Raw genomic sequence first — 19,778 nt, 5'->3', positions numbered from 1 at the left:
CACCCGTTATCCACAGACTTGTGCCATGACGGCGCGCCGTGCACACGCTAGCATGCAAGGCTTGCCGTGCGCTGCGGTTTGCCGCCAGACCACGCGCCCAGCCGGCCGTCGACGCATCCCTTTCCGCTTTCAAGAAACTGTTGCCCATGTCCGCCGTCTTTCCTGCCCTTGATGATGGCTTCACGCCCGTGCCCGACCGTGAAGTGGCGCAGCTGCGCGTGCCGCCGCACTCCATCGAGGCCGAATCCAGCGTGCTCGGCGGCCTGCTGCTGGACAACAACGCCTGGGACCGCGTGGGCGACCTGCTGGTGGAGAGCCACTTCTACCGGCACGAGCACCAGATGGTGTATTCGGCCATCGGTGCGCTGATCAATGCCAGCAAGCCGGCCGACGTCATCACCGTCTTCGAGCACCTGCAGAACCAGGGCAAGGCGCAGGAAATGGGCGGGCTGGCCTACCTGAACAACCTGGCCCAGTACGTACCCAGCGCCAGCAACATCCGCCGCTATGCGGAGATCGTGCGCGAGCGCGCCATCCTGCGCAAGCTGGTCACGGCCAGCGATGAAATCTCCACCAATGCGTTCAACCCGCAGGGCAAGACGGTCGAGCGCATCCTGGACGAGGCCGAGGCCAAGATCTTTGCGATCGGGGAGGAGGGTTCCCGCACCAAGCAGGGCTTCCAGTCGCTCGACACCCTGGTGATCGACCTGCTCGACCGGGTGCAGGAGATGGCGGACAACCCGGTGGACGTGACCGGCGTTCCCACCGGCTTTGCCGACCTGGACCGCATGACCTCGGGCCTGCAGGCGGGCGACATGGTGGTGCTGGCGGCGCGTCCGTCCATGGGCAAGACCTCGTTCGCGGTGAACATCGCCGAGCACGTGGCGCTCAACGAAGGCCTGCCGGTCGCCATCTTCTCGATGGAAATGGGCGCCGCCCAGCTGGCGGTGCGTATCGTGGGTTCCATCGGCCGCGTGAACCAGGGCAACCTGCGCACGGGCAAGCTGACCGACGACGAGTGGCCCCGCCTGACCGAGGCGATCGAAAAGCTGCGCACCGTGTCGCTGCACATCGACGAGACGCCGGGCCTGACACCTGGCGAGCTGCGCGCGAACGCCCGGCGCCTCGCGCGCCAATGCGGCAAGCTCGGACTGATCGTGGTGGATTACCTGCAGCTCATGAGCGGCTCGGGGGCCGGCAGCTCCGACAACCGTGCCACCGAGCTGGGCGAAATCTCCCGGGGCCTCAAGATGCTGGCCAAGGAACTGCAGTGCCCGGTGATCGCGCTGTCGCAGCTCAACCGCTCGGTGGAGCAGCGCACCGACAAACGCCCCATGATGTCCGACCTGCGCGAATCCGGCGCCATCGAGCAGGATGCCGACATCATCATGTTCATCTACCGCGACGACTACTACAACAAGGACTCGAAGGAGCCCAACGTCGCGGAGGTCATCATCGGCAAGCAGCGGAACGGCCCCACCGGCACCGTGAAACTGTTCTTCCAGAAGAACCAGACGCGTTTCGAGAACCTGGCGATGGGCTCGGGCGACGATTTCTAATAAAAATAGCTGCCAGCGCTTGTTGTATAAGCGCTGGCAGCTATTGAATTGATAGCGTTCTCTCAGTGCCCGGGTGAGGGGACTGTGCAACGCCTGCGTGGCTGCTGACGTTGTGTGGTGGTTGCCCTTACTGTCGCAGCGCCCACACCAGCAAGCCAGCGCAGCCGGCCGCCAGAACACCCATGGCCACCGTGAGCCGCCGGTGGCGCTGGCGCAGCACTTCCACCGCCTGCACCACCTGGGCGTTCTGTTCGGCCAGGGACTGGATCAGCACCGCTGATTCCTGCTGCTCCTGCTCCAGCCGCGCGACGCGGTCCCGCAGATGCTGCAACTGCAGCGCGACCGGAATGGCGGGCTCGCCGCCGGCACCCTCGAGTGCACCTGCCGCAGCATCGGCATTCCCTTTTTGCGTGGTGCCCAGCAGCTTCCTGGCCGCCTGCAGGATCTGGGGCGTCGCCTCGATGACGTCGCCCCAGGGCACCAGTTTCAGTGCCGCGACCCAGCCCGCCGCCAACTCAGAGCACCTCGCTGGCGAAGTCCGCCAGGCGCGAGCGCTCGCCGCGCGCCAGCGTGATGTGCCCGCTGTGTGGCCAGCCCTTGAAGCGGTCCACGGCGTAGGTCAGGCCTGACGAGCCTTCGGTGAGGTAGGGCGTGTCGATCTGCGCCAGATTGCCCATGCAGATGATCTTGGTGCCGGGGCCGGCCCGGGTGATCAGCGTCTTCATCTGCTTGGGCGTCAGGTTCTGTGCCTCGTCGATGATCACGTACTTGTTCAGGAAGGTGCGCCCGCGCATGAAGTTCATGCTCTTGATCTTGATGCGGCTGCGGATGAGTTCGTTGGTGGCGGCGCGGCCCCACTCGCCCGCATTGCCGCCGTCGCCCTTGGCCAGGAACTCCAGGTTGTCGTCCAGCGCGCCCATCCAGGGGCCCATCTTTTCCTCCTCGGTGCCGGGCAGGAAGCCGATGTCCTCGCCCACGCTCACCGTGGCGCGGGTCATGATGATCTCGGTGTAGCGGCGGTCGTCCAGCACCTGGGTCAGGCCCGCGGCCAGGGCCAGCAGGGTCTTGCCGGTGCCCGCCGTGCCCGTCAGGGTCACGAAGTCGATCTCGGGGTCCATGAGCAGGTTCATGGCGTAGTTCTGCTCGCGGTTGCGCGTGGTCACGCCCCACACCGCGTGCTTGGCCGAGCCGTAGTCCTTGAGCGTCTGCAGCACCGCCGTCTTCTCGCGGATCTCGCTCACGCGGGCGAACAGGCTGGGCTCGCCGGGCGCTTCGAAGTACACGAACTGGTTGATCATCAGCTGCGGCACGATGGGCCCGCCGATGCGGTAGTAGGTGTGCGCGCCGCTTTGCCAGCTTTCGACGTTCTTGCCGCTCTTGGCCCAGAAGTCCGGGGGCAGGGCCAGCACACCGGCGTAGAGCAGGTCGCCGTCCTCCAGCGTCTTGTCGTTCTGGTAGTCCTCCGCCGTCAGGCCCAGCGCGCGCGCCTTCACGCGCATGTTGATGTCCTTGGACACCAGCACCACTTCACGCGGGGCGTGCAGCTTGCGCAGGGCCTCGACCACGCCCAGGATCTGGTTGTCGGCCTTGCCCGGTGGCAGGCTGGTGGGCAGGCTGTAGTCCAGGGGCGCGGTCTGGAAATACAGGCAGCCGCCGGCCGCGCGCTGCCCCGTGGAGTCAAGTTTCAGGCCGCGCGCGATGTCGGCGCCTTGTGCGGCTGCCAGCGCATCCAGCGTGCGGCTGGCCTGGCGGCCATTGCGGGCCACTTCGGTCATGCCCTTCTTGTGGCCGTCGAGTTCTTCCAGCACGATCATCGGCAGGAAGATGTCGTGTTCCTCGAAGCGGAACAGGCTGGTCGGGTCGTGCAGCAGGACGTTGGTGTCCAGCACGAAGAGCTTGGTGGGACCTTGCGGCGCGGACTTTCTGCCGCGCGTGCTGGCGGGTGCGGCAGCAGCGCCGGCCGCCACGGAGTTGCCGCCGGTGGTGCGTGCCTTGCGGGTGCTGGTCGGGCGGGAGGCGGGCACGGCTGCGGGCTCCGGCGCGCGGGAGCGGGTCTCCACCTGGACAAGGGGTGCCGTGCTCGGTGCGGCCGTGGCCGAAGCCACGCTGTCCGCCTTGCGCCCCGAGCGGGCAGCGGGTGTGGCCGCACGTGCTGGTGGCGCCACAACGGGTTCATTGGCGGAGGCTTGCGACACCCGGGGGCGGGCTGCGACTTCAAAGGCTTCTGGCGCGAGGAGTGCGGCGCGCCGGCTGGGGGCGGGGGGCAGGGGCATGGTGGCGGGGCCTCGGTCGGTAATGGGAAAGACGGTCAGAAAGCAAAAAGCCGCCTGGAGACCAAGGCGGCTTTGGGGTGGCAGGGGGCAGGCGTTGCGGTAACCAGGGGCATAAATCCATTATGCCTACTCGCGATGTCTTGCTTGGGCAAAACCAGCGGGTTGTCGCTTTGAAGCCCCAAGGTGCGGATCAGGCGGCTTTTTTCAGGGCCTTGATGGATTTGACGGCCTTCAGGACTTCGTCCACGTGGCCCGGCACTTTCAGGCCGCGCCACTCTTGCACCAGCAGGCCATCGGGGCCGATCAGGAAGGTGCTGCGCTCGATGCCCTTGACCTTCTTGCCGTACATGATCTTGTTCTTGACCACGCCGAACATGTGGCACATCTTCTCTTCGGTGTCGGCGATCAGTTCGAAGGGCAGTTCCAGCTTTTCCTTGAAATCGTCGTGCGACTTCATGTTGTCGCGCGAAACGCCGAACACCGCGGCGCCTGCCTTCACGAAGTCCTTGTACTTGTCGCGGAACTGCATGGCCTCCGTCGTGCAGCCAGGCGTGTTGTCCTTGGGATAGAAGTAGAGAACCAGAATCTGGCCAAGGTGGGAGGTATTGGAAACCTTGATACCACCGGTTGCGTTGGCTTCAAATTCAGGGAGGGGTTTGTTGACAACGATCGCCATATCACTTCAATCTCTCAGGATGTAGTCGTTGGTAAGCCGGGGGAGCGGGTGTGTTATTGCTCTTGGAAGTGCCCCCGACCGCAACCGGTGATTTTACCCCGAAATCGATTGCCAGCCAAATGTAAGACAGTGTGTCCGCGTCGGCGTCTGCGGGTATGGAGGGAGGGGCTGCCGGGGCGCTGCGGGGCTGGGGAGCCGGGTCTTCGCCGGCGGGCGGCCTGCCCTCTGGCGGCGTTTCAGTCTTCCAGGATCAGCGCGGCCACCACGTTGCGGCCTTCGCTGGCCAGGATGTTGTAGGTGCGGCAGGCCGCGGGCGTGTCCATGGTCTCCAGGCCCAGCCTCCGCGCAATGAGGGGGGCGAGCCAGGCCGGCGGCGGAAAGCGGTTGCGCGTGCCGCTGCCGAAGATGATGAGTTCCGTCTCCAGTTGCGCCAGCTGCGCGAAGTGTTCCGGCGTCAGGTCTTCGAAGCGGGCACACGGCCACGCCTGGCGCAATCCGCCAGACCCCACGATGACGCTGTGGGTGATCTTTTCCGCGTCGATGCCGATCCAGCCGGGGCCGTAGCCGCTGATGGTCTGTGCGTTCGAGCGGTCGGGCTGGAATTTCATGGGCGTTGGTGCGGGTTGCAGGCGCTGGCGCAGCGGGTGCGCAAGGGCGCACGGCCCGGCAGCGGTGGTGATCTGTGGTCAAATTATAGGTTTCGCCAAGGTGCCAGCCGCTCTGGCCGCCACCTGACCCCACTGCACCACCGTCAGCGCATGAAAACCGTCCAAAAATCCGCCAAGCTCGCCAACGTCTGCTACGACATCCGGGGGCCCATCATGGACGCGGCCAAGCAGATGGAGGAAGACGGCCACAAGATCATCAAGCTCAACATCGGCAACCTGGCCGTGTTCGGCTTCGATGCGCCCGAGGAAATCCAGCTGGACATGATCCGCAACCTGCCCAATTCGGCGGGTTACTCGGACAGCAAGGGCATCTTCGCGGCGCGCAAGGCGGTGATGCACGAGACGCAAAAGCAGGGCATCAAGGGCGTGATGCTCGATGACATCTACCTGGGCAACGGCGCCAGCGAACTCATCGTGATGGCCACCAATGCGCTGCTGGACAACGGCGACGAGCTGCTGCTGCCGTCACCCGACTACCCGCTGTGGACGGCGGCCGCCAGCCTGTCGGGCGGTACGCCCGTGCACTACCTGTGCGACGAGGCCAATGGCTGGATGCCGGACCTCGATGACATCCGCGCGAGGATCACGCCCCGCACCAAGGGCATCGTGGTCATCAACCCGAACAATCCCACGGGCGCGCTGTATTCGGACGATCTGCTCAAGGGCATCGTGGCCATCGCGCGCGAGCATGGCCTGGTGATCTTTGCCGACGAGGTGTACGACAAGGTGCTGTACGACGGCGCCAAGCACACGGCCATTGGCTCGCTGAGCGAGGACGTGCTCACGCTCACCTTCAACTCGCTGTCCAAGAGCTACCGCTCCTGCGGCTACCGCGCCGGCTGGCTGGTGGTGTCGGGCGACAAGAAGCCCGCCAGGGACTACATCGAGGGCCTGAACATGCTTTCGAACATGCGCCTGTGCGCCAACGTGCCGGGCCAGTGGGCGGTGCAGACGGCGTTGGGTGGCTACCAGAGCATCAACGAGCTGGTGAACGAAGGCGGGCGCCTGCGCAAGCAGCGTGATCTGGCGTATGAGCTCATCACCGCCATCCCCGGCGTCACCTGCGTGAAGCCGCGTGCGGCGCTGTACATGTTTCCTCGCCTGGACCCTGCGGTCTATCCCATCGCGGACGACCAGCAGTTCTTCCTGGAGCTTCTGCAGGAGACCAAGGTCATGCTGGTGCAGGGCACGGGCTTCAACTGGGCAGCGCCGGACCATTTCCGCATCGTGTTCCTGCCCCACGAAGACGACCTGCGCGACGCCATCGGCCGCGTGGCGCGCTTCCTGGAGCAATACCGCAAGCGCGCGCAGGCGGCTTCGGTGGCCGCGTGAGGCGGCGCGCCGCCGCGTGAAGGCCTGCTCCATGCGCATCCGCTCAGCTGCCTGCCGTGCCGGGGTGTTCCTGGCGTATGCGCTGGCGCTCGCCGCCGCATTCCTGCCGCCTGCGCAGGCGGATGGCAAGGGCGCCGTCAGCTTCCAGCACAAGGACTGGGCCCTGCAATGCGACAACACCCTCGCCTGCCGGGCCGTGGGCTACCAGTCCGAGTCCGGCGACTCCGGGCCCGTCTCCATCCTCCTGGTGCGCGAAGCCGGGCCCGGCACGCCGGTGCGGGCCAATCTGCAGGTGTCCACGGAAAAAGCCAGCCCCGCCGCGCTGCACCTCAAGGTGGGCAGGCTGTCGCTGGCCGGGCTGAAAGGCGACGCCCCGCAGGTGCCCGCGGACCAGGTGCCCCGCCTGCTGCAGGAACTGCTCAAGAATGAAGAGGCCACCGTGAGCGCTGGCAAGGACCAGTGGACGCTCTCGCTCGCCGGGGCCAGTGCCGTGCTGCTCAAGATGGACGAGGCCCAGGGCCGCGTGGGCACCCCGGGCGCGCTGGTGCGCCGTGGCACGCGGCCCGAGTCTTCCGTCCTGCCACCCGTGCCGGCCCCGGTGGTCAAGGCCGTGAGCCCGCTGCCCACGCGCCCGGGGGATGCCGCCCTGGCCAAGCCCCTGCTCGCGGCGCTGGACCGTGCCAGCGTGGAAGACCAGTGCAATGGCGACCCGTTCAACCCGGCCAATGCGCAGGTGCACCGCCTGACGGAGCGCAAGGTGCTGCTGTCCTTGCCCTGCGGCATGGGAGCCTACAACTTCAGCAGCCTGCTCTGGATCGCCAGCGACCGGCCTCCCCACAAGCCAGTGTTCCTGGCCGATGTGGACGGGGACTTCGACCCCGCCACGGGCAGCGTGCATTCGGCGATGAAAGGGCGCGGCATCGGCGACTGCTGGTGGGTGCGCCAGTGGCAGTTCGATGGCCAGGGCTTTGTGCTGGCCAGCGAATCCGGAGACAGCATGTGCCGTGGCTTTGCCGGTGGCGCATGGCAATTGCCCACCTATGTCACGCGGTGATCCTGGTGCTGCACCCCATCGCTTCCTGGTTCCTTTAAAAAATCCTTAGTTACTCCACCACCATGGCTATGAAACCCATCCAAGTAGGCCTTCTGGGCATCGGCACCGTCGGCAGCGGCGTATTCAACGTGTTGCAACGCAACCAGGACGAGATCAGCCGCCGCGCTGGCCGTGGCATCGAGATCACCATGGTGGCCGATCTGGACGTGGAGCGTGCCAGATCGGTCGTGGGCGCCGGCATCCAGGTCGTCAACGATGCCCGCGCCGTCATCGCCAACCCCGAGATCGACATCGTCATCGAGCTCATCGGGGGTTATGGCATCGCCCGCGCACTGGTGCTCGAGGCCATCGCGGCCGGCAAGCACGTGGTCACCGCCAACAAGGCGTTGCTGGCCGTGCACGGCACCGAGATCTTCGCGGCCGCATCGGCCAAGGGCGTGATGGTGGCCTTCGAGGCCGCCGTGGCGGGTGGCATCCCCATCATCAAGGCGCTGCGCGAAGGCCTCACCGCCAACCGCATCCAGTGGATCGCGGGCATCATCAACGGCACCACCAACTTCATCCTGTCCGAGATGCGCAGCAAGGGCCTGGACTTCGACGTGGTGCTCAAGGAAGCCCAGCGCCTGGGCTACGCCGAGGCCGACCCCACCTTCGACATCGAAGGCGTGGACGCTGCGCACAAGGTCACGCTGATGAGCGCCATCGCCTTCGGCATCCCGGTGCAGTTCGACAAGGCTTATGTCGAAGGCATCACCAAGCTCGGTGCCGCCGACATCAGGTACGCCGAGCAACTGGGCTACCGCATCAAGCTCCTGGGCATCACCAAGCGCGCCGACAAGGGCATCGAACTGCGCGTGCACCCGAGCCTGGTGCCTTCCAAGCGCCTCATCGCCAACGTGGAGGGCGCCATGAACGCCGTGGTGGTGCAGGGGGATGCCGTGGGCACCACGCTGTACTACGGCAAGGGTGCGGGCAGCGAGCCCACCGCCAGCGCCGTGATCGCCGACCTGGTGGACATCGCGCGCCTGCACACGGCCGACCCCGAGCACCGCGTGCCGCACCTGGCCTTCCAGCCGCACACGCTGACCGACGCCATGGGCGCGTCGCCGGTGCTGCCCATGAGCGAAGTGGTCACCAGCTACTACCTGCGCCTGCGCGTGGCCGACCAGGCCGGCGTGCTCGCCAAGGTCACGGGCCTGCTGGCCGAGGCGGGCGTGAGCATCGACGCGGTGCTGCAGCGCGAGGCCGATGAAGTGGGCGGCGAAGGCTCCACCCAGACCGACCTCATCATCCTCACGCACGACACCCGCGAAGGCACCATGGACGCCGTCATCGCCCAGATGCAGGCCCTGCCCACGGTGCTGGCGCCCATCACGCGCATCCGCAAAGAGGAACTGAACTGATGCTGTACATCTCCACCCGCGGCCATGCCGACCGCAAGCATTTCTGCGACATCCTGCTCGAAGGCCTGGCCCCCGATGGCGGCCTGTACCTGCCCGAGCACTACCCGCAGGTCAACGACGCCATGCTCACGCGCCTGCGCAAGGCCTACCACGAGCAGGGCTACGCCGAGCTGGCCTTCCAGATCCTGTCGCTGTACATCGACGACATCCCCGCTGCAGACCTGAAGGCCCTGTGCGCCAAGACGTACACGGCCGAAGTCTTCGGCACGGGCGAGATCGTGCCCCTGCGCCATCTCGAAGACGGCCTGTGGCTCGAAGCCCTGTCCAACGGCCCTACGCTGGCCTTCAAGGACATGGCCATGCAGTTGCTGGGCAACCTCTTCGAATATGAACTCAAGCGCCGCGGCGAAGAGCTGAACATTCTGGGCGCCACGAGCGGTGACACCGGCAGCGCGGCCGAATATGCCATGCGCGGCAAAGAGGGCGTGCGTGTCTTCATGACCAGCCCGCATGGCCGCATGAGCGCCTTTCAGCAGGCGCAGATGTTCAGCCTGCAGGACGAGAACATCCACAACATCGCCATCGAAGGCGTGTTCGACGACTGCCAGGACATCGTCAAGGCCGTCTCGAACGACCTGGCCTTCAAGCGCAAGTACAAGATTGGCACCGTCAACTCCATCAACTGGGCGCGCCTGCTGGCGCAGGTGGTGTACTACTTCGCGGGTTACATCCAGGCCACGGAGAACAACAGCCAGAAGGTCAGCTTCACGGTGCCTTCGGGCAACTTCGGCAACGTCTGCGCCGGCCATGTGGCGCGCATGATGGGCCTGCCGATCGACAAGCTGGTGGTGGCCACCAACGAGAACGACGTGCTCGACGAGTTCTTCCGCACTGGTGCGTATCGCGTGCGCGCCGCGGCCGATACACACGAAACATCGAGCCCCTCGATGGACATCAGCAAGGCCAGCAACTTCGAGCGGTTCATCTTCGACCTGCTGGGCCGCAACGGCCAGCGCACGAACGCGTTGTTTGCCAAAGCACTGCCCGCATATGGCCGGTTCGATTTGAGCGCCGACCCGCTGTTTGCCGAGGCCGCCACCAAGTACGGCTTTGAAAGCGGCAAGAGCACCCATGCCGACCGCCTGGCCACCATCAAGGACAACTATGAGCGCCATGGCGTCACCATCGACACCCACACGGCCGACGGCGTGAAGGTGGCGCGCGAGCACCACCAGGACGCCAGCGTGCCCATGATCGTGCTGGAGACCGCGCTGCCTATCAAGTTCGCGGAAACCATCGTCGAAGCCCTGGGCCATGCGCCCGAGCGGCCCGCCAAGTTCGCGGGCATCGAAGACCTGCCCAAGCGGGTGCATGTCCTGCCTGCCAACGTGCAGTTGGTGAAGCAATACATCGAGCGCCACTGCGCGCCAGCCCTGTAGGCGGGTGGCCAGACAATCCAGGGACGTTGTGCTGCTGCGCAGGCGGTGGACGGCTTTGGATGGCTTGATTTGATATGAAAAATGCCCCTGGCGCTTGTCTGATAAGCGTTAGCAGCTATAAATACAATAGCTAACCAAGGAGCAGTGGATGAAGGTTGTCGGTTTCGCCGGTTTTTCCGGCAGTGGCAAGACCACGCTGGTCGAGCAGTTGATTCCCGAGCTGCGGCTGCGGGGGCTGCGCGTGTCGGTGGTCAAGCATGCCCACCACAGTTTTGACCTCGACCATCCGGGCAAGGACACCTACCGCCACCGCGAGGCAGGCGCCTTCGAGGTGGTGGCGGCCTCCGACAAGCGGCTCATGCTCGTGCGCGAGTTCGAGCGGCCCGCCACGCTCAGCGTGCACCACCTGATCGCGGAGCTGTACCCGGGCGTGGACTGGGTGCTGGTGGAGGGCTTCAAGGACAGCGACCTGCTCAAGGTGGAGGTGTGGCGTGCACCCGAGCCCGGGCAGGTGGCCAAGCCCGTGCGCTACCCCGAGGACGACTTCGTGGTCGCCATCGCCACCGATGCACCGCGGGGCCTGCCCGTGTCCACGCAGCTGCCCTTGCTGGACCTCAACGCGCCGGGGCAGGTGGTGGACTGGCTGATCGAGAACCAGCACCGCTTCGACTACGACTGCGAACTCTATGGAGCGGGTCTCGCATGAACCGCCCGAACAACCCCTTGAAGCCCCTCGACGCAGCGTTGGAGGACCTGCTGCCGCAGGCCGCGCCCCTGCAGGGCACCGAGACGGTCACCACCTTCGATGCGGACGGCCGCGTGCTGGCGCAGGACTGCGTCTCGGCCCTGCAGGTGCCCCCGCAGGACAACAGCTCCATGGACGGCTACGCGGTGCGCTGCGCCGATGTGGCAGCCGTGGGGGTGGTGCTGCCCGTGTCGCAGCGCATTGCGGCGGGCAGCGCGGGCGATCCGCTGGTGCCGGGCAGCGCCGCCCGCATCTTCACGGGCGCGCCCGTGCCTGCCGGGGCCGATGCGATCCTGATGCAGGAAGACTGCGAAGCCCTGGCCATGGAGGACGGCCTGGGCCAGGTGCGCATCAACGCCGTGCCCCGGCGGGGCCAATGGATCCGCAGTGCGGGCGAGGACATCACCCGGGGTGCCGTGGTGCTGCCGGCCGGCACACGCCTCACCCCGGCCGAGCTGGGGCTGGCCGCCAGCATCGGGCTGCACCAGCTGCAGGTGGCCCGCCGCCCCCGCGTGGCGCTGTTCTCCACGGGCGATGAACTCGTCATGCCCGGCGAGGTTCCGCCCGAGCTGATGCGCCCTGGCGCCATCTACAACAGCAACCGCTTCTTCCTGCGCGCCATGCTGCTGCGCCTGGGCTGCGAGGTGACCGACTTTGGCATCGTGCCCGACCGGCGCGACGCCACCATCGACGCCCTGCGCGAGGCGAGTGCCGCACACGATCTGATCCTGACCAGCGGCGGCGTGAGCGTGGGCGAGGAAGACCACATCAAGCCCGCCGTGGAGACGCTGGGCACGCTGGACCTGTGGCAGATCGCCATGAAGCCCGGCAAGCCCTTCGCCTATGGCCGCATTGGTGCGGCCCATTTCATGGGCTTGCCGGGCAATCCCGTGTCGAGCTTCCTGACCTTTGCGCTCCTCGTGCGGCCGTTTGTGCTGCGCCTGCAGGGTGTGCACGACGTCGCTCCCCAATCCCTGGCTGCTCGCGCCGATTTCACCTGGCCCAAGGCCGACAAACGCCGCGAATTTCTGCGCGTGCGGCACAACGCGGCGGGGGGGCTGGAGCTGTTCAACAACCAGAGCTCGGGCGTGCTCACCTCCGCCGCCTGGGGCGATGGCGTGGTGGACAACCCGGCGGGCCAGACCATTGCATCTGGCGATACGGTGCGATTTATCTCCTTTGCGGAGTTGTTGTCATGAGAAACCACCCCCACGCTCTCCACTGTGTGTGGTCGCTGCCCCCCGAGGGGGCCGCTTTTCATCTTGGGGCGGCCCGGCGATGAAAAAGATCACCGTGCGCTACTTCGCCTCGATCCGCGAGGCCATCGGGCAGGGCAGCGAGGCACTGGAGACCTCCGCCACCACGCTGGGTGCCTTGCGCGACGAACTCATCGCACGCGGCGGCGCCCACGCCAGCAGCCTGGCGCGCGGCAGGGCGGTGCGCATGGCGCTCAACCAGACCTTGAGCGACGAATCCGCCACCCTGGCCGAGGGGGCCGAGGTGGCGTTTTTCCCTCCGGTTACGGGCGGCTGACGCCAGGCAGCGCCCGCAGGCGCTGCTCCAATGCCTCAGAGGCCGCCGTCATGGGTGCCCGCAGGCCATTGCAGATCTCCCCTGCGTGCGCCAGCATGGCCTTGAGCGGGGCAGGGTTGGGCTCTGCAAAACACGCGTCCACCCAGGGTTGCAGGGCCTGCCACAAGTCGCGGGCCGCGGGCAGATCGCCCAGGCGCAGCAGGGCCATCAACTCCACGAAACGCGGTGTCTGCCAGTGCGCGCAGGCAGAGATGGCACCCGCGCCGCCGAGGGCCAGCGTATGGAAGATCTGCGCGTCTTCGCCCGTCAGCACCTGCAGCCGGCCATCGGCGATCAGGGCCTGCGTCTTGGCGGGGTTGCCGCCGCAGTCCTTGATGGCCTGGATGCGTGGATGCCCCGCCAGCGCCAGCAGCGTCTCGGTGGTGAGCGTGGCGCCCGTGCGGTAAGGAATGTCATAAATCAGCACGGGCGCCGCGCTGGCGTCGGCCAGCGTGCGGAACCAGTGCAGCAGGCCTTCTTGCGAGGGACGGATGTAGTGGGGGGCGGACACCAGCAGGCCCGCAACCGGGTAGTGCGCAAGGGCCTGCACCTGCTCCAGCACCTGGCCCTGGTGGCAGCCCGACACGCCCATCACCACGGGCAAACCCTGTGCGGCGCTGAGCACTGTTTCCAGCACCTGCAGTTGCTCGGCCTTGTCGAGGGCCGCAGCCTCACCGGTCGAGCCGCAGGCAACGAAGCCCGAAACACCGTCGGCACACAGCCGGGCGGTGAGGGCGGCAAGGGCCGGATGGTCCACGGCGCCGTCCTTGAACGGCGTGACCAGGGCGATCCAGAGCCCGCTGAACGGGGGCTGGTGGGAGGTGGCGGTATCGGTGGCAGACATGCGAAGCATCCTTTCAGGGTTCGACCAGGGGAAGAACCGTCCGGAGGGAGTGCGTGCGGAATGCCGGGGAGTGAAAAGAGAAAAGAAAAAAGGGAATTTCTCTACCAGGTGGTTCCGTCGCTCATCCGGACGGAACCACAGCTCCGGTCAGATGAGCTCTGGTTTTTTGGCTTTGCCCACGCACCGCAACGCCACCGCAGGTGCGGCGGTCATGGCAAAGGGGGTGTGTGTGGACATGCGCCGCAGTATAGCGAAGCGCCTGCCGTGTCCCAGGAGTGGTCAGCCTGCCTGCGGTGGCTGGGCCGCATCGTGTGCAGGTTCAGGCTGGGGCGGCACCAGCCCGGGGCATGGCCACGCCAGCAGTTCGGCCAGGCGCGTGACGATCCACGTGGCCTCGGGCACCGACACGCCGGATTCAAGGGTGCACAGCCCCGCATGGATGCGCCGCAGGATCTCGGCCTCGGAAGGCGCCTGCACGTGGTACAGCGTCTGTGCGTGTTCCACCAGGTGGCCCGCCAGGTCTTCGCACAGCTCGTAGCGGGCGCGCACGCCGTCTGCCTTTTCCGTCAGGCGTCCTCGGGTGTCGGTGTACACCGCCATGAAGGAGGGCGGCACGTGGATCTGGTTGTCGTCGTACATGGCTGGGTAGGTGGTGGGATCGATCAGGCGGCAGAAAAAAATGCCCGCCAGAGCGGTTCAGTCAGGGGCTTTGCATATCCGCGGCTTGGTGGTGCGCGGGGGCTTGCGAGCAGGTTTGCAGGTGGTTGTGCGCCATGGCCGCTGTCTCGGCAAACCAGCCCAGCAGGTGTTGCAGCCAGATTTGCAGTTCAGCCTGAAAGCGGGGCGTGAGCGCGACCAGGCCCCGGGGGGCGTCCTGGGTGAGGTGGCCCTGCGCCGTTGCCTCGTTGACCAGGTTGCGCACATGCGAGTGCGAAAAGCCCAGGCGCTGCGCAAGCTCGCTGGCGCGCAGGGCAAACGGCGTGGGCCCTTCATCGCCGGGGCGGTGCACCCGGCAGTGTTCGCGCAGCAGCAGCATGGCAATGCGCCCGCCGCCTTCGCGCTGGTCAAACCAGTCCCAGCCGCCGAAGCGGCCCCGGGTTTCGGCCAGGCGATCCAGGATGTGGTCGGCCCCGGCCAGAAAGGCGGCAAAGTAGTCCGCGTCGCTGTCCAGCCGCTGCGCATGGCCCGCGGGCAGGGCGCCCAGGGCCTCGGCGCAGTGCAGGTGGTGCCGCACCCAGGTGCGCAGGCCGTCCAGCAGCCGGGGGGTGGGCGCGAGGTAGCGGAGCCGGCGGTCGGCGGGATCGGTGTCCACCGCCACCATGCCCGCCAGCCGCAGCACGGCGAAGAACGTGGCCAGCGTGCGGGCGCCCCCCGGCATGCGTTGCTGCAGGAGCGTCAGCGTGGGGCGGGGCGCGCCCCGCAGCTGCCATTGGTAGTGCTGCACCACCAGCCGGCCCGCCGCGTGCGACTGCAGCGCCCGGCCGAAGATCTTGTTGATGAGCCGTTCGTTCCAGTGCAGGCGCAGGATGCCGTCACAGTAGGCCTCCACGGCCTGGGTGTAGGTGTCCGGAGCCTGGGAGTCGAGCGCTTCGAAGGATTCTTGCAGGTCCATGGCGCGTGTTGCGGTGCAGGGTTGCTGTTTCAGTCCGGCGTGAACAGGCGCTCGAACTTGGCCTGGTCTGCGGCCAGCTCGAAGGTCACCACCTGGCCCATTTTCATGTCCGACAGGCGGCAGGCCCCAAACAGGGTGGTTTTGCCTGCCAGCTCCATCACCTCCAGGTCGATGATGGCGTAGGGGTGGGGCACGAAGACCTGGTGCTTGAACACATCGCGGACCGTGTTGCGCGGGGACGGGTAGAGCTTGTAGAGATCGGTCTCGATCGTTTGTGTGGCCATGGGCTTAAGGTGCGAGGGTGGCTGCAGTAAGGGTACAGTGCGGGCGAATCGTACAGACAAACCTTTTTACCAATCTATGGCACGCAACAAAAGTGAATGGCCCTCCAAGGTGCTGGCGCTGGTCCGCGGCGGCAACCTGCCCGCCGCCATCGCGCAGATCAAGGTGGCACCCACCGTCGGCGACGTCACCCGGCTGCAGACCCTGCTGGCCCAGCTGCCCCCTTCGCCCGCGCTGGCGCAGCTGAACAAGGTGGTGGAAGAAGAGCGTGCCTTGCTGGCCGCGCCACGGCTGCACCGTTCGCCGTAAGCGGCCACGCCGCGCCATTCCGCCTTGCCGCCATTCGCCCTGTAGAGAGCTTCTGCCATGACCTTGCCCCGCGTTTCCATCCAGACCGAGGACTTTGACCTGTCCACCGAAATCGCCGCCCTGCGCCGCGAGAACAAGGGCGTGGGCGCGGTGTGCAGCTTTGTGGGCACGGTGCGCGACCGCAACGAAGGCGACCAGGTGTCCTCCATGGAGCTGGAACACTACCCCGGCATGACCGAAAAATCCATCGAGGCCATGGTGGAGGAGGCGTTCCGGCGTTTCGACATCTTTGGCGCCCGCGTGATCCACCGCGTGGGGCTGCTGCAACCGCTGGACCAGATCGTGCTGGTGGCCGTGACCAGCGCCCACCGGGGCCAGAGCTTTCAGGCCTGCGAGTTCCTCATGGACTACCTCAAGACCCAGGCCCCGTTCTGGAAGAAGGAAGAAACCGCCCAGGGCGCGCGCTGGGTGGACGCGCGGGTGAGCGACGACGCTGCGCTGGCGCGCTGGGGCATCGTGGCCACCAACGCCTGAACGCACCCGCCGGCCGGCCGGAATGCCCCTGCTGCCGGCGCTGCAGCCGCGCGCCAGGCCGGCGGTTTCGCAGATCGATGCAATCTTTGGACTTGTGCGGCGCTGGTCCCCTTTTGAGAATCGCCTGCTGTCCCGCTGGCACCTTTCTTCTGCCCGGCGAGGGCTGACAGGGAGGAATGTGTCATGGAACTTCAAGCGCGGGCATTTTCACGCGCGTGCCGATGGTGCCTGGCGGCCGTGGGGCTCATGCTGGCGCTTTCGGGTCCGGCCCAGGCCGACGTGGCCTTTGTCGCCGCCAGCAGCCTTTCCCTGGGGGGGCTGCTCGGCGAGACGGCGCGCGGCGACTTCAATGAAGACGGCCAGCCGGACCTTGCCGTGGTGGACCGGCAAGACAACACCGTCAGGATCCTGCTCAATACCGGCGGCGCTGCGGGCTTTTCGGCCGCGGGTTCGTTCGGCGTGGGCGCGGCCCCTTACGGCCTGGTGGCGGCCGACTTCAATGGGGATGGGCATCTGGACATCGCGGTGGCCAGCTTCAACGAAGGCACCGTCACGGTCCGCCTGGGCGACGGCCATGGCGGGCTGTCTGCAGCAACCGCCTTCGGCGCCGGCCCCAATCCTTATGGCCTGGCGGTGGCGGACTTCGATGGCGACGGGCGGCTGGACGTGGCCGTTGCGGTCTTCTCGGGCGCGGCCAAGGGGGTTTCGGTGCTGTGGGGCGACGGGACAGGCCGGCTGGATGGGCGTCCCCGCACGGAGATCGGCATGGGCGTGTCGACGACACGCATCGTCTCGGGCGACTGGAATGAAGACGGGCATGCCGACATCGTGGTGGGCTCGGGCGATGGCGTCTTCTGGCTGCGGGGAGACGGCGCGGGCGGCTTCGCGGCGGCCCAGCGCCTGACGGGCGATGAGTACGTGCCTTTCGTGGCCGTCGGCGATGCCAACGGAGACGGCCACCTGGACATCCTGGCGCTGGTGCAGAACACCTCGGCCAGCCCGATCCTCCTGACCGGGGACGGCACGGGAAACTTTTCACGCCGCGGCGTGGGCTCCCCCGGATGGTTCTCGAGCGCTGCCATCGTGGATGCCACGGGCGATGGACGGGCGGACCTGGTGCTCGCGCGCTCCAGCGGCACCGTTGTGGTGTGGCCCGGCCTCGCCGGTGGCGGGTTCGGCTTCAACGCAGGAGGCCAGGAGTACTCGGTGGGTGATGACGAAAGCACCCTGGCGGTGGCCGATTTCAACGGCGACGGCCACCCGGACATTGCCGTGGCCAACGGGTGGGGCGGGCGAATGGTCCGGTTGCTGGGAGACGGCGCGGGCCACTTTGCCGCCGCACGCAGCTACGGCATCCCCGAGCGGGACGCGCGCGCGGTGGCGGTGGCCGACTTCAACGAGGACGGGCGGATCGACCTGGCCGTCGCCTACGCGGATGAATCCAGCGTCTGGATCCTGCGGGGCGATGGCCAGGGCGGCTTCGTGTTGTCCACGCGGCTCGATACCGGGGCGCAGGTGCGCGCGCTGGCCGCTGGCGACCTCGACGGGGATGGCCACACGGACCTGGCGGTGGTCAGCGAAACCGACCGGAGCGTCATGGTCTATCTGGGCCGGGGGGCGGGCGACTTCTCCCTGGCGGGCCAGGGTTTCTTTACCGGGCTGTCGCCCAGGTCGATCGTCACCGGGACATTTCGCGGGCCGGGCTACCCTGCCCATGCCGCCGTGTGGGCGCTGGAGACGACCAGCTCGCTCGAAGCCATCCGATGGGTGGGCGTCACGCCCCAAGGCGCCGTCGACATGCTGGACATGACGGTGTGGCAGGGCGTGCGGGGCTTCGCGCCGGTCGATGTCAACCAGGATGGGCGCACCGACCTGGTGGCCGCGACCTCGGCGGGCACCGTGGGCACTTCGCTGTCCGCCGCTTCGCAGCCGCTGGAGCCGGTCTACCTGCCTGTCTCGGCCGGCCCGCTGGGCGCGGTCGCGGGGTGGGGCGTCGCGGGGCGGGCGGGGGTGTTCACGGCCGCCGGCACGCAGATCGCGTCCCTGGCCGCGGCGCCCGGGCAGGCGCTGGGCGTGGTGGGACAGTACGGCGCAGGGCTCGCGGCCAAGGCGCTCGCGGCCGCGGATTTCGATGGCGACGGGCTGCCCGACGTGGTGGGCGCCGACGCGTCGGGTGGGATCGCCATCCTGCGCGGGCAGGCCGGGGTGGGCGCGCTGGGCCTGCCTGTCGCGCGGTTCACCGGAGGCACGGCCGAGCAGATGGCGGTGGCCGATTTCAATGGCGACGGCAGGCCGGACGTCGCCATTGCCAACGGTATCGCGGGCATCACGGTGCTGATGAATGCCTCCCCGTCGGCCGATGCCGCATTGGCGTCCCTGGCGCTGTCGCAGGGTGTCCTCAGCCCCGCGTTCCAGCCGCAGGTGGCGGCGTATGCGGCTGGCGTGCCGCATGCGGTGACCGCGCTTTCCCTGACGCCCGTCGCCGCCGATGCCGGGGCCTCCATCACCGTGAACGGCACGCCCGTGGCCAGCGGCTCCGCGACGCCGCCCCTGGCCCTGGTGCCGGGTACCAATGTGATCCAGGTGGAGGTGCTCGCGCAGAACGGCGTGGCCCGCCGGACGTACACCATCACCGTGGTCCGCGACCAGACGGTCCGGCACGCGGTCACGGCCCTGGCGGGCTCGGGTGGCAGCATCGGCCCGACCGGCACGGTCGACGTGGCGCAGGGACAGACGCAGGCCTTCACCGTCACGCCCGGCGCGGGTTACCGCATCGCGTCCGTGGCGGGCTGTGGCGGCAGCCTGGCCGGTAGCACCTACACCACGGCAGCGGTGACGGCCGCCTGCACCGTGCAGGCGCGTTTTGAAACCCTGCCCACACCCACGAACACCGGGTCGGGGCCCGTCAACGTGGGCGTGGTGGATGGCAGCACAGGCTGCCAGCTGGACCTGGCGGGCACCGGCCCGGTGGCGGCGCCGGCGCCGTACCCCGGCGCCACCTTGCCGCACGGGGCGTTCCGCCTGCGGCTCATCCATTGCCAGCCGGGTGAGACGGTGCGTGTGGCGGTGACCTTTCCAGACCTCACGGGCTTCACCGTGAAGAAGTACGGGCCCACACCCGACAGCCCTTCCTCCAGCCGATACTACGACCCCGTGAACCTGCAGATCAGCGGCAACACCGTCACCTACGATGTGACGGACGGTGGCTGGGGGGACGACAGCTTTGGCGCGCAGGATGGCACCATCAACGACCCTGTCGTCCCCGTGCTGCTGGCGCCTGGTCCGGTGGCGATCCCCACGCTGTCGGCCGGGGGCCTGGGTGGGCTGGCTGCCCTTCTGGGGTTGCTGGCCTTGCGGGGCGGCCGGCGCACGGCCCTGCGGGCCCACTGGGCCGGTACCTGGTCCGGAGTTTCGAGAGAAATCAGCCGCTAGCGCTTGATGGTAAAGCGCTGGCAGCTATAAAAATGGTAGCTAAT

General features: G+C 67.4%; 19 protein-coding genes. 11 read left to right on the top strand and 8 right to left on the bottom strand.

Going from position 1 to position 19,778, the window contains the following annotated elements:
- Positions 1-146 precede the first annotated feature (146 nt).
- Entirely contained in the window at positions 147-1,559 is a 1,413-nt protein-coding gene (gene dnaB / locus AC07OD_RS04465) for a replicative DNA helicase (protein ID WP_218295554.1), read from the top strand.
- Positions 1,560-1,686: 127 nt separating this feature from the next.
- Here dnaB and AC07OD_RS04460 read toward each other — a convergent pair whose 3' ends face one another.
- From AC07OD_RS04460 to AC07OD_RS04445, 4 genes are all read right to left on the bottom strand, one after another.
- Positions 1,687-2,073: a hypothetical protein gene (locus AC07OD_RS04460; RefSeq protein WP_492244118.1), complete on the bottom strand. Its 387-nt coding sequence runs from the start codon at positions 2,071-2,073 to the stop codon at positions 1,687-1,689.
- A 1-nt stretch (position 2,074) separates the two neighbouring features.
- Complete coding sequence (locus AC07OD_RS04455) at positions 2,075-3,832, bottom strand: PhoH family protein (protein ID WP_218340131.1); 1,758 nt, start codon at positions 3,830-3,832, stop codon at positions 2,075-2,077.
- A gap of 190 nt (positions 3,833-4,022) precedes the next feature.
- A complete protein-coding gene (locus AC07OD_RS04450; RefSeq protein ID WP_184858228.1) occupies positions 4,023-4,508 on the bottom strand; it encodes a peroxiredoxin in 486 nt (161 codons plus the stop codon).
- Between the two features lie 236 nt (positions 4,509-4,744).
- Positions 4,745-5,116 (bottom strand): Mth938-like domain-containing protein, encoded by a 372-nt coding sequence (locus AC07OD_RS04445; protein ID WP_218295551.1) that lies wholly within the window; start codon positions 5,114-5,116, stop codon positions 4,745-4,747.
- Between the two features lie 150 nt (positions 5,117-5,266).
- Between AC07OD_RS04445 and AC07OD_RS04440 the strand changes: the two genes are divergently transcribed.
- The 7 genes from AC07OD_RS04440 to moaD all read left to right on the top strand — a co-directional run bounded on the left by AC07OD_RS04440 (position 5,267) and on the right by moaD (position 12,682).
- Positions 5,267-6,508 (top strand): pyridoxal phosphate-dependent aminotransferase, encoded by a 1,242-nt coding sequence (locus AC07OD_RS04440; protein ID WP_494595337.1) that lies wholly within the window; start codon positions 5,267-5,269, stop codon positions 6,506-6,508.
- A gap of 31 nt (positions 6,509-6,539) precedes the next feature.
- Positions 6,540-7,562, top strand: a complete 1,023-nt coding sequence (locus AC07OD_RS04435) for a DUF1176 domain-containing protein (protein WP_494595335.1) — start codon at positions 6,540-6,542, stop codon at positions 7,560-7,562.
- A 68-nt stretch (positions 7,563-7,630) separates the two neighbouring features.
- Positions 7,631-8,965: a homoserine dehydrogenase gene (locus AC07OD_RS04430; protein WP_218295817.1), complete on the top strand. Its 1,335-nt coding sequence runs from the start codon at positions 7,631-7,633 to the stop codon at positions 8,963-8,965.
- Positions 8,965-10,404 carry a threonine synthase gene (thrC, locus tag AC07OD_RS04425; protein ID WP_494595333.1) on the top strand — a complete coding sequence of 480 codons (1,440 nt, stop codon included), beginning with the start codon at positions 8,965-8,967 and terminating at the stop codon, positions 10,402-10,404. Before AC07OD_RS04430 ends, thrC begins: the two co-directional genes overlap by 1 nt.
- A gap of 148 nt (positions 10,405-10,552) precedes the next feature.
- Positions 10,553-11,110, top strand: a complete 558-nt coding sequence (gene mobB, locus AC07OD_RS04420) for a molybdopterin-guanine dinucleotide biosynthesis protein B (RefSeq protein ID WP_218340137.1) — start codon at positions 10,553-10,555, stop codon at positions 11,108-11,110.
- Positions 11,107-12,348, top strand: a complete 1,242-nt coding sequence (locus AC07OD_RS04415) for a molybdopterin molybdotransferase MoeA (protein ID WP_494595330.1) — start codon at positions 11,107-11,109, stop codon at positions 12,346-12,348. The genes mobB and AC07OD_RS04415 overlap by 4 nt, the downstream gene beginning before the upstream one ends.
- Before the next feature lie 79 nt (positions 12,349-12,427).
- Positions 12,428-12,682: a molybdopterin converting factor subunit 1 gene (gene moaD / locus AC07OD_RS04410; RefSeq protein ID WP_218295545.1), complete on the top strand. Its 255-nt coding sequence runs from the start codon at positions 12,428-12,430 to the stop codon at positions 12,680-12,682.
- Here moaD and dapA read toward each other — a convergent pair.
- From dapA to AC07OD_RS04390, 4 genes are all read right to left on the bottom strand, one after another.
- The gene (gene dapA / locus AC07OD_RS04405) at positions 12,669-13,565 is read right to left on the bottom strand and encodes a 4-hydroxy-tetrahydrodipicolinate synthase (protein WP_494595327.1); all 897 of its coding nucleotides are present in this window, start codon (positions 13,563-13,565) and stop codon (positions 12,669-12,671) included. The genes moaD and dapA overlap by 14 nt on opposite strands.
- A gap of 279 nt (positions 13,566-13,844) precedes the next feature.
- Positions 13,845-14,204: a hypothetical protein gene (locus tag AC07OD_RS04400; protein ID WP_218295543.1), complete on the bottom strand. Its 360-nt coding sequence runs from the start codon at positions 14,202-14,204 to the stop codon at positions 13,845-13,847.
- 61 nt (positions 14,205-14,265) lie between these two features.
- Positions 14,266-15,177, bottom strand: a complete 912-nt coding sequence (locus tag AC07OD_RS04395) for a hypothetical protein (RefSeq protein WP_492253621.1) — start codon at positions 15,175-15,177, stop codon at positions 14,266-14,268.
- A gap of 29 nt (positions 15,178-15,206) precedes the next feature.
- A complete protein-coding gene (locus tag AC07OD_RS04390) occupies positions 15,207-15,461 on the bottom strand; it encodes a hypothetical protein (protein ID WP_218295541.1) in 255 nt (84 codons plus the stop codon).
- A gap of 76 nt (positions 15,462-15,537) precedes the next feature.
- Between AC07OD_RS04390 and AC07OD_RS04385 the strand changes: the two genes are divergently transcribed.
- From AC07OD_RS04385 to AC07OD_RS04375, 3 genes are all read left to right on the top strand, one after another.
- The gene (locus AC07OD_RS04385; protein WP_218295540.1) at positions 15,538-15,768 is read left to right on the top strand and encodes a hypothetical protein; all 231 of its coding nucleotides are present in this window, start codon (positions 15,538-15,540) and stop codon (positions 15,766-15,768) included.
- Positions 15,769-15,825: 57 nt separating this feature from the next.
- Positions 15,826-16,302, top strand: coding sequence for a molybdenum cofactor biosynthesis protein MoaE (locus AC07OD_RS04380; protein ID WP_494595325.1), 477 nt, complete (start codon positions 15,826-15,828; stop codon positions 16,300-16,302).
- Positions 16,303-16,485: 183 nt separating this feature from the next.
- The gene (locus tag AC07OD_RS04375; RefSeq protein WP_494595323.1) at positions 16,486-19,734 is read left to right on the top strand and encodes an IPTL-CTERM sorting domain-containing protein; all 3,249 of its coding nucleotides are present in this window, start codon (positions 16,486-16,488) and stop codon (positions 19,732-19,734) included.
- Positions 19,735-19,778: the final 44 nt, after the last annotated feature.

The organism is Acidovorax sp. GW821-FHT10E03, from assembly GCF_059415205.1.
This window is presented reverse-complemented; position numbering and strand designations above follow the sequence as displayed.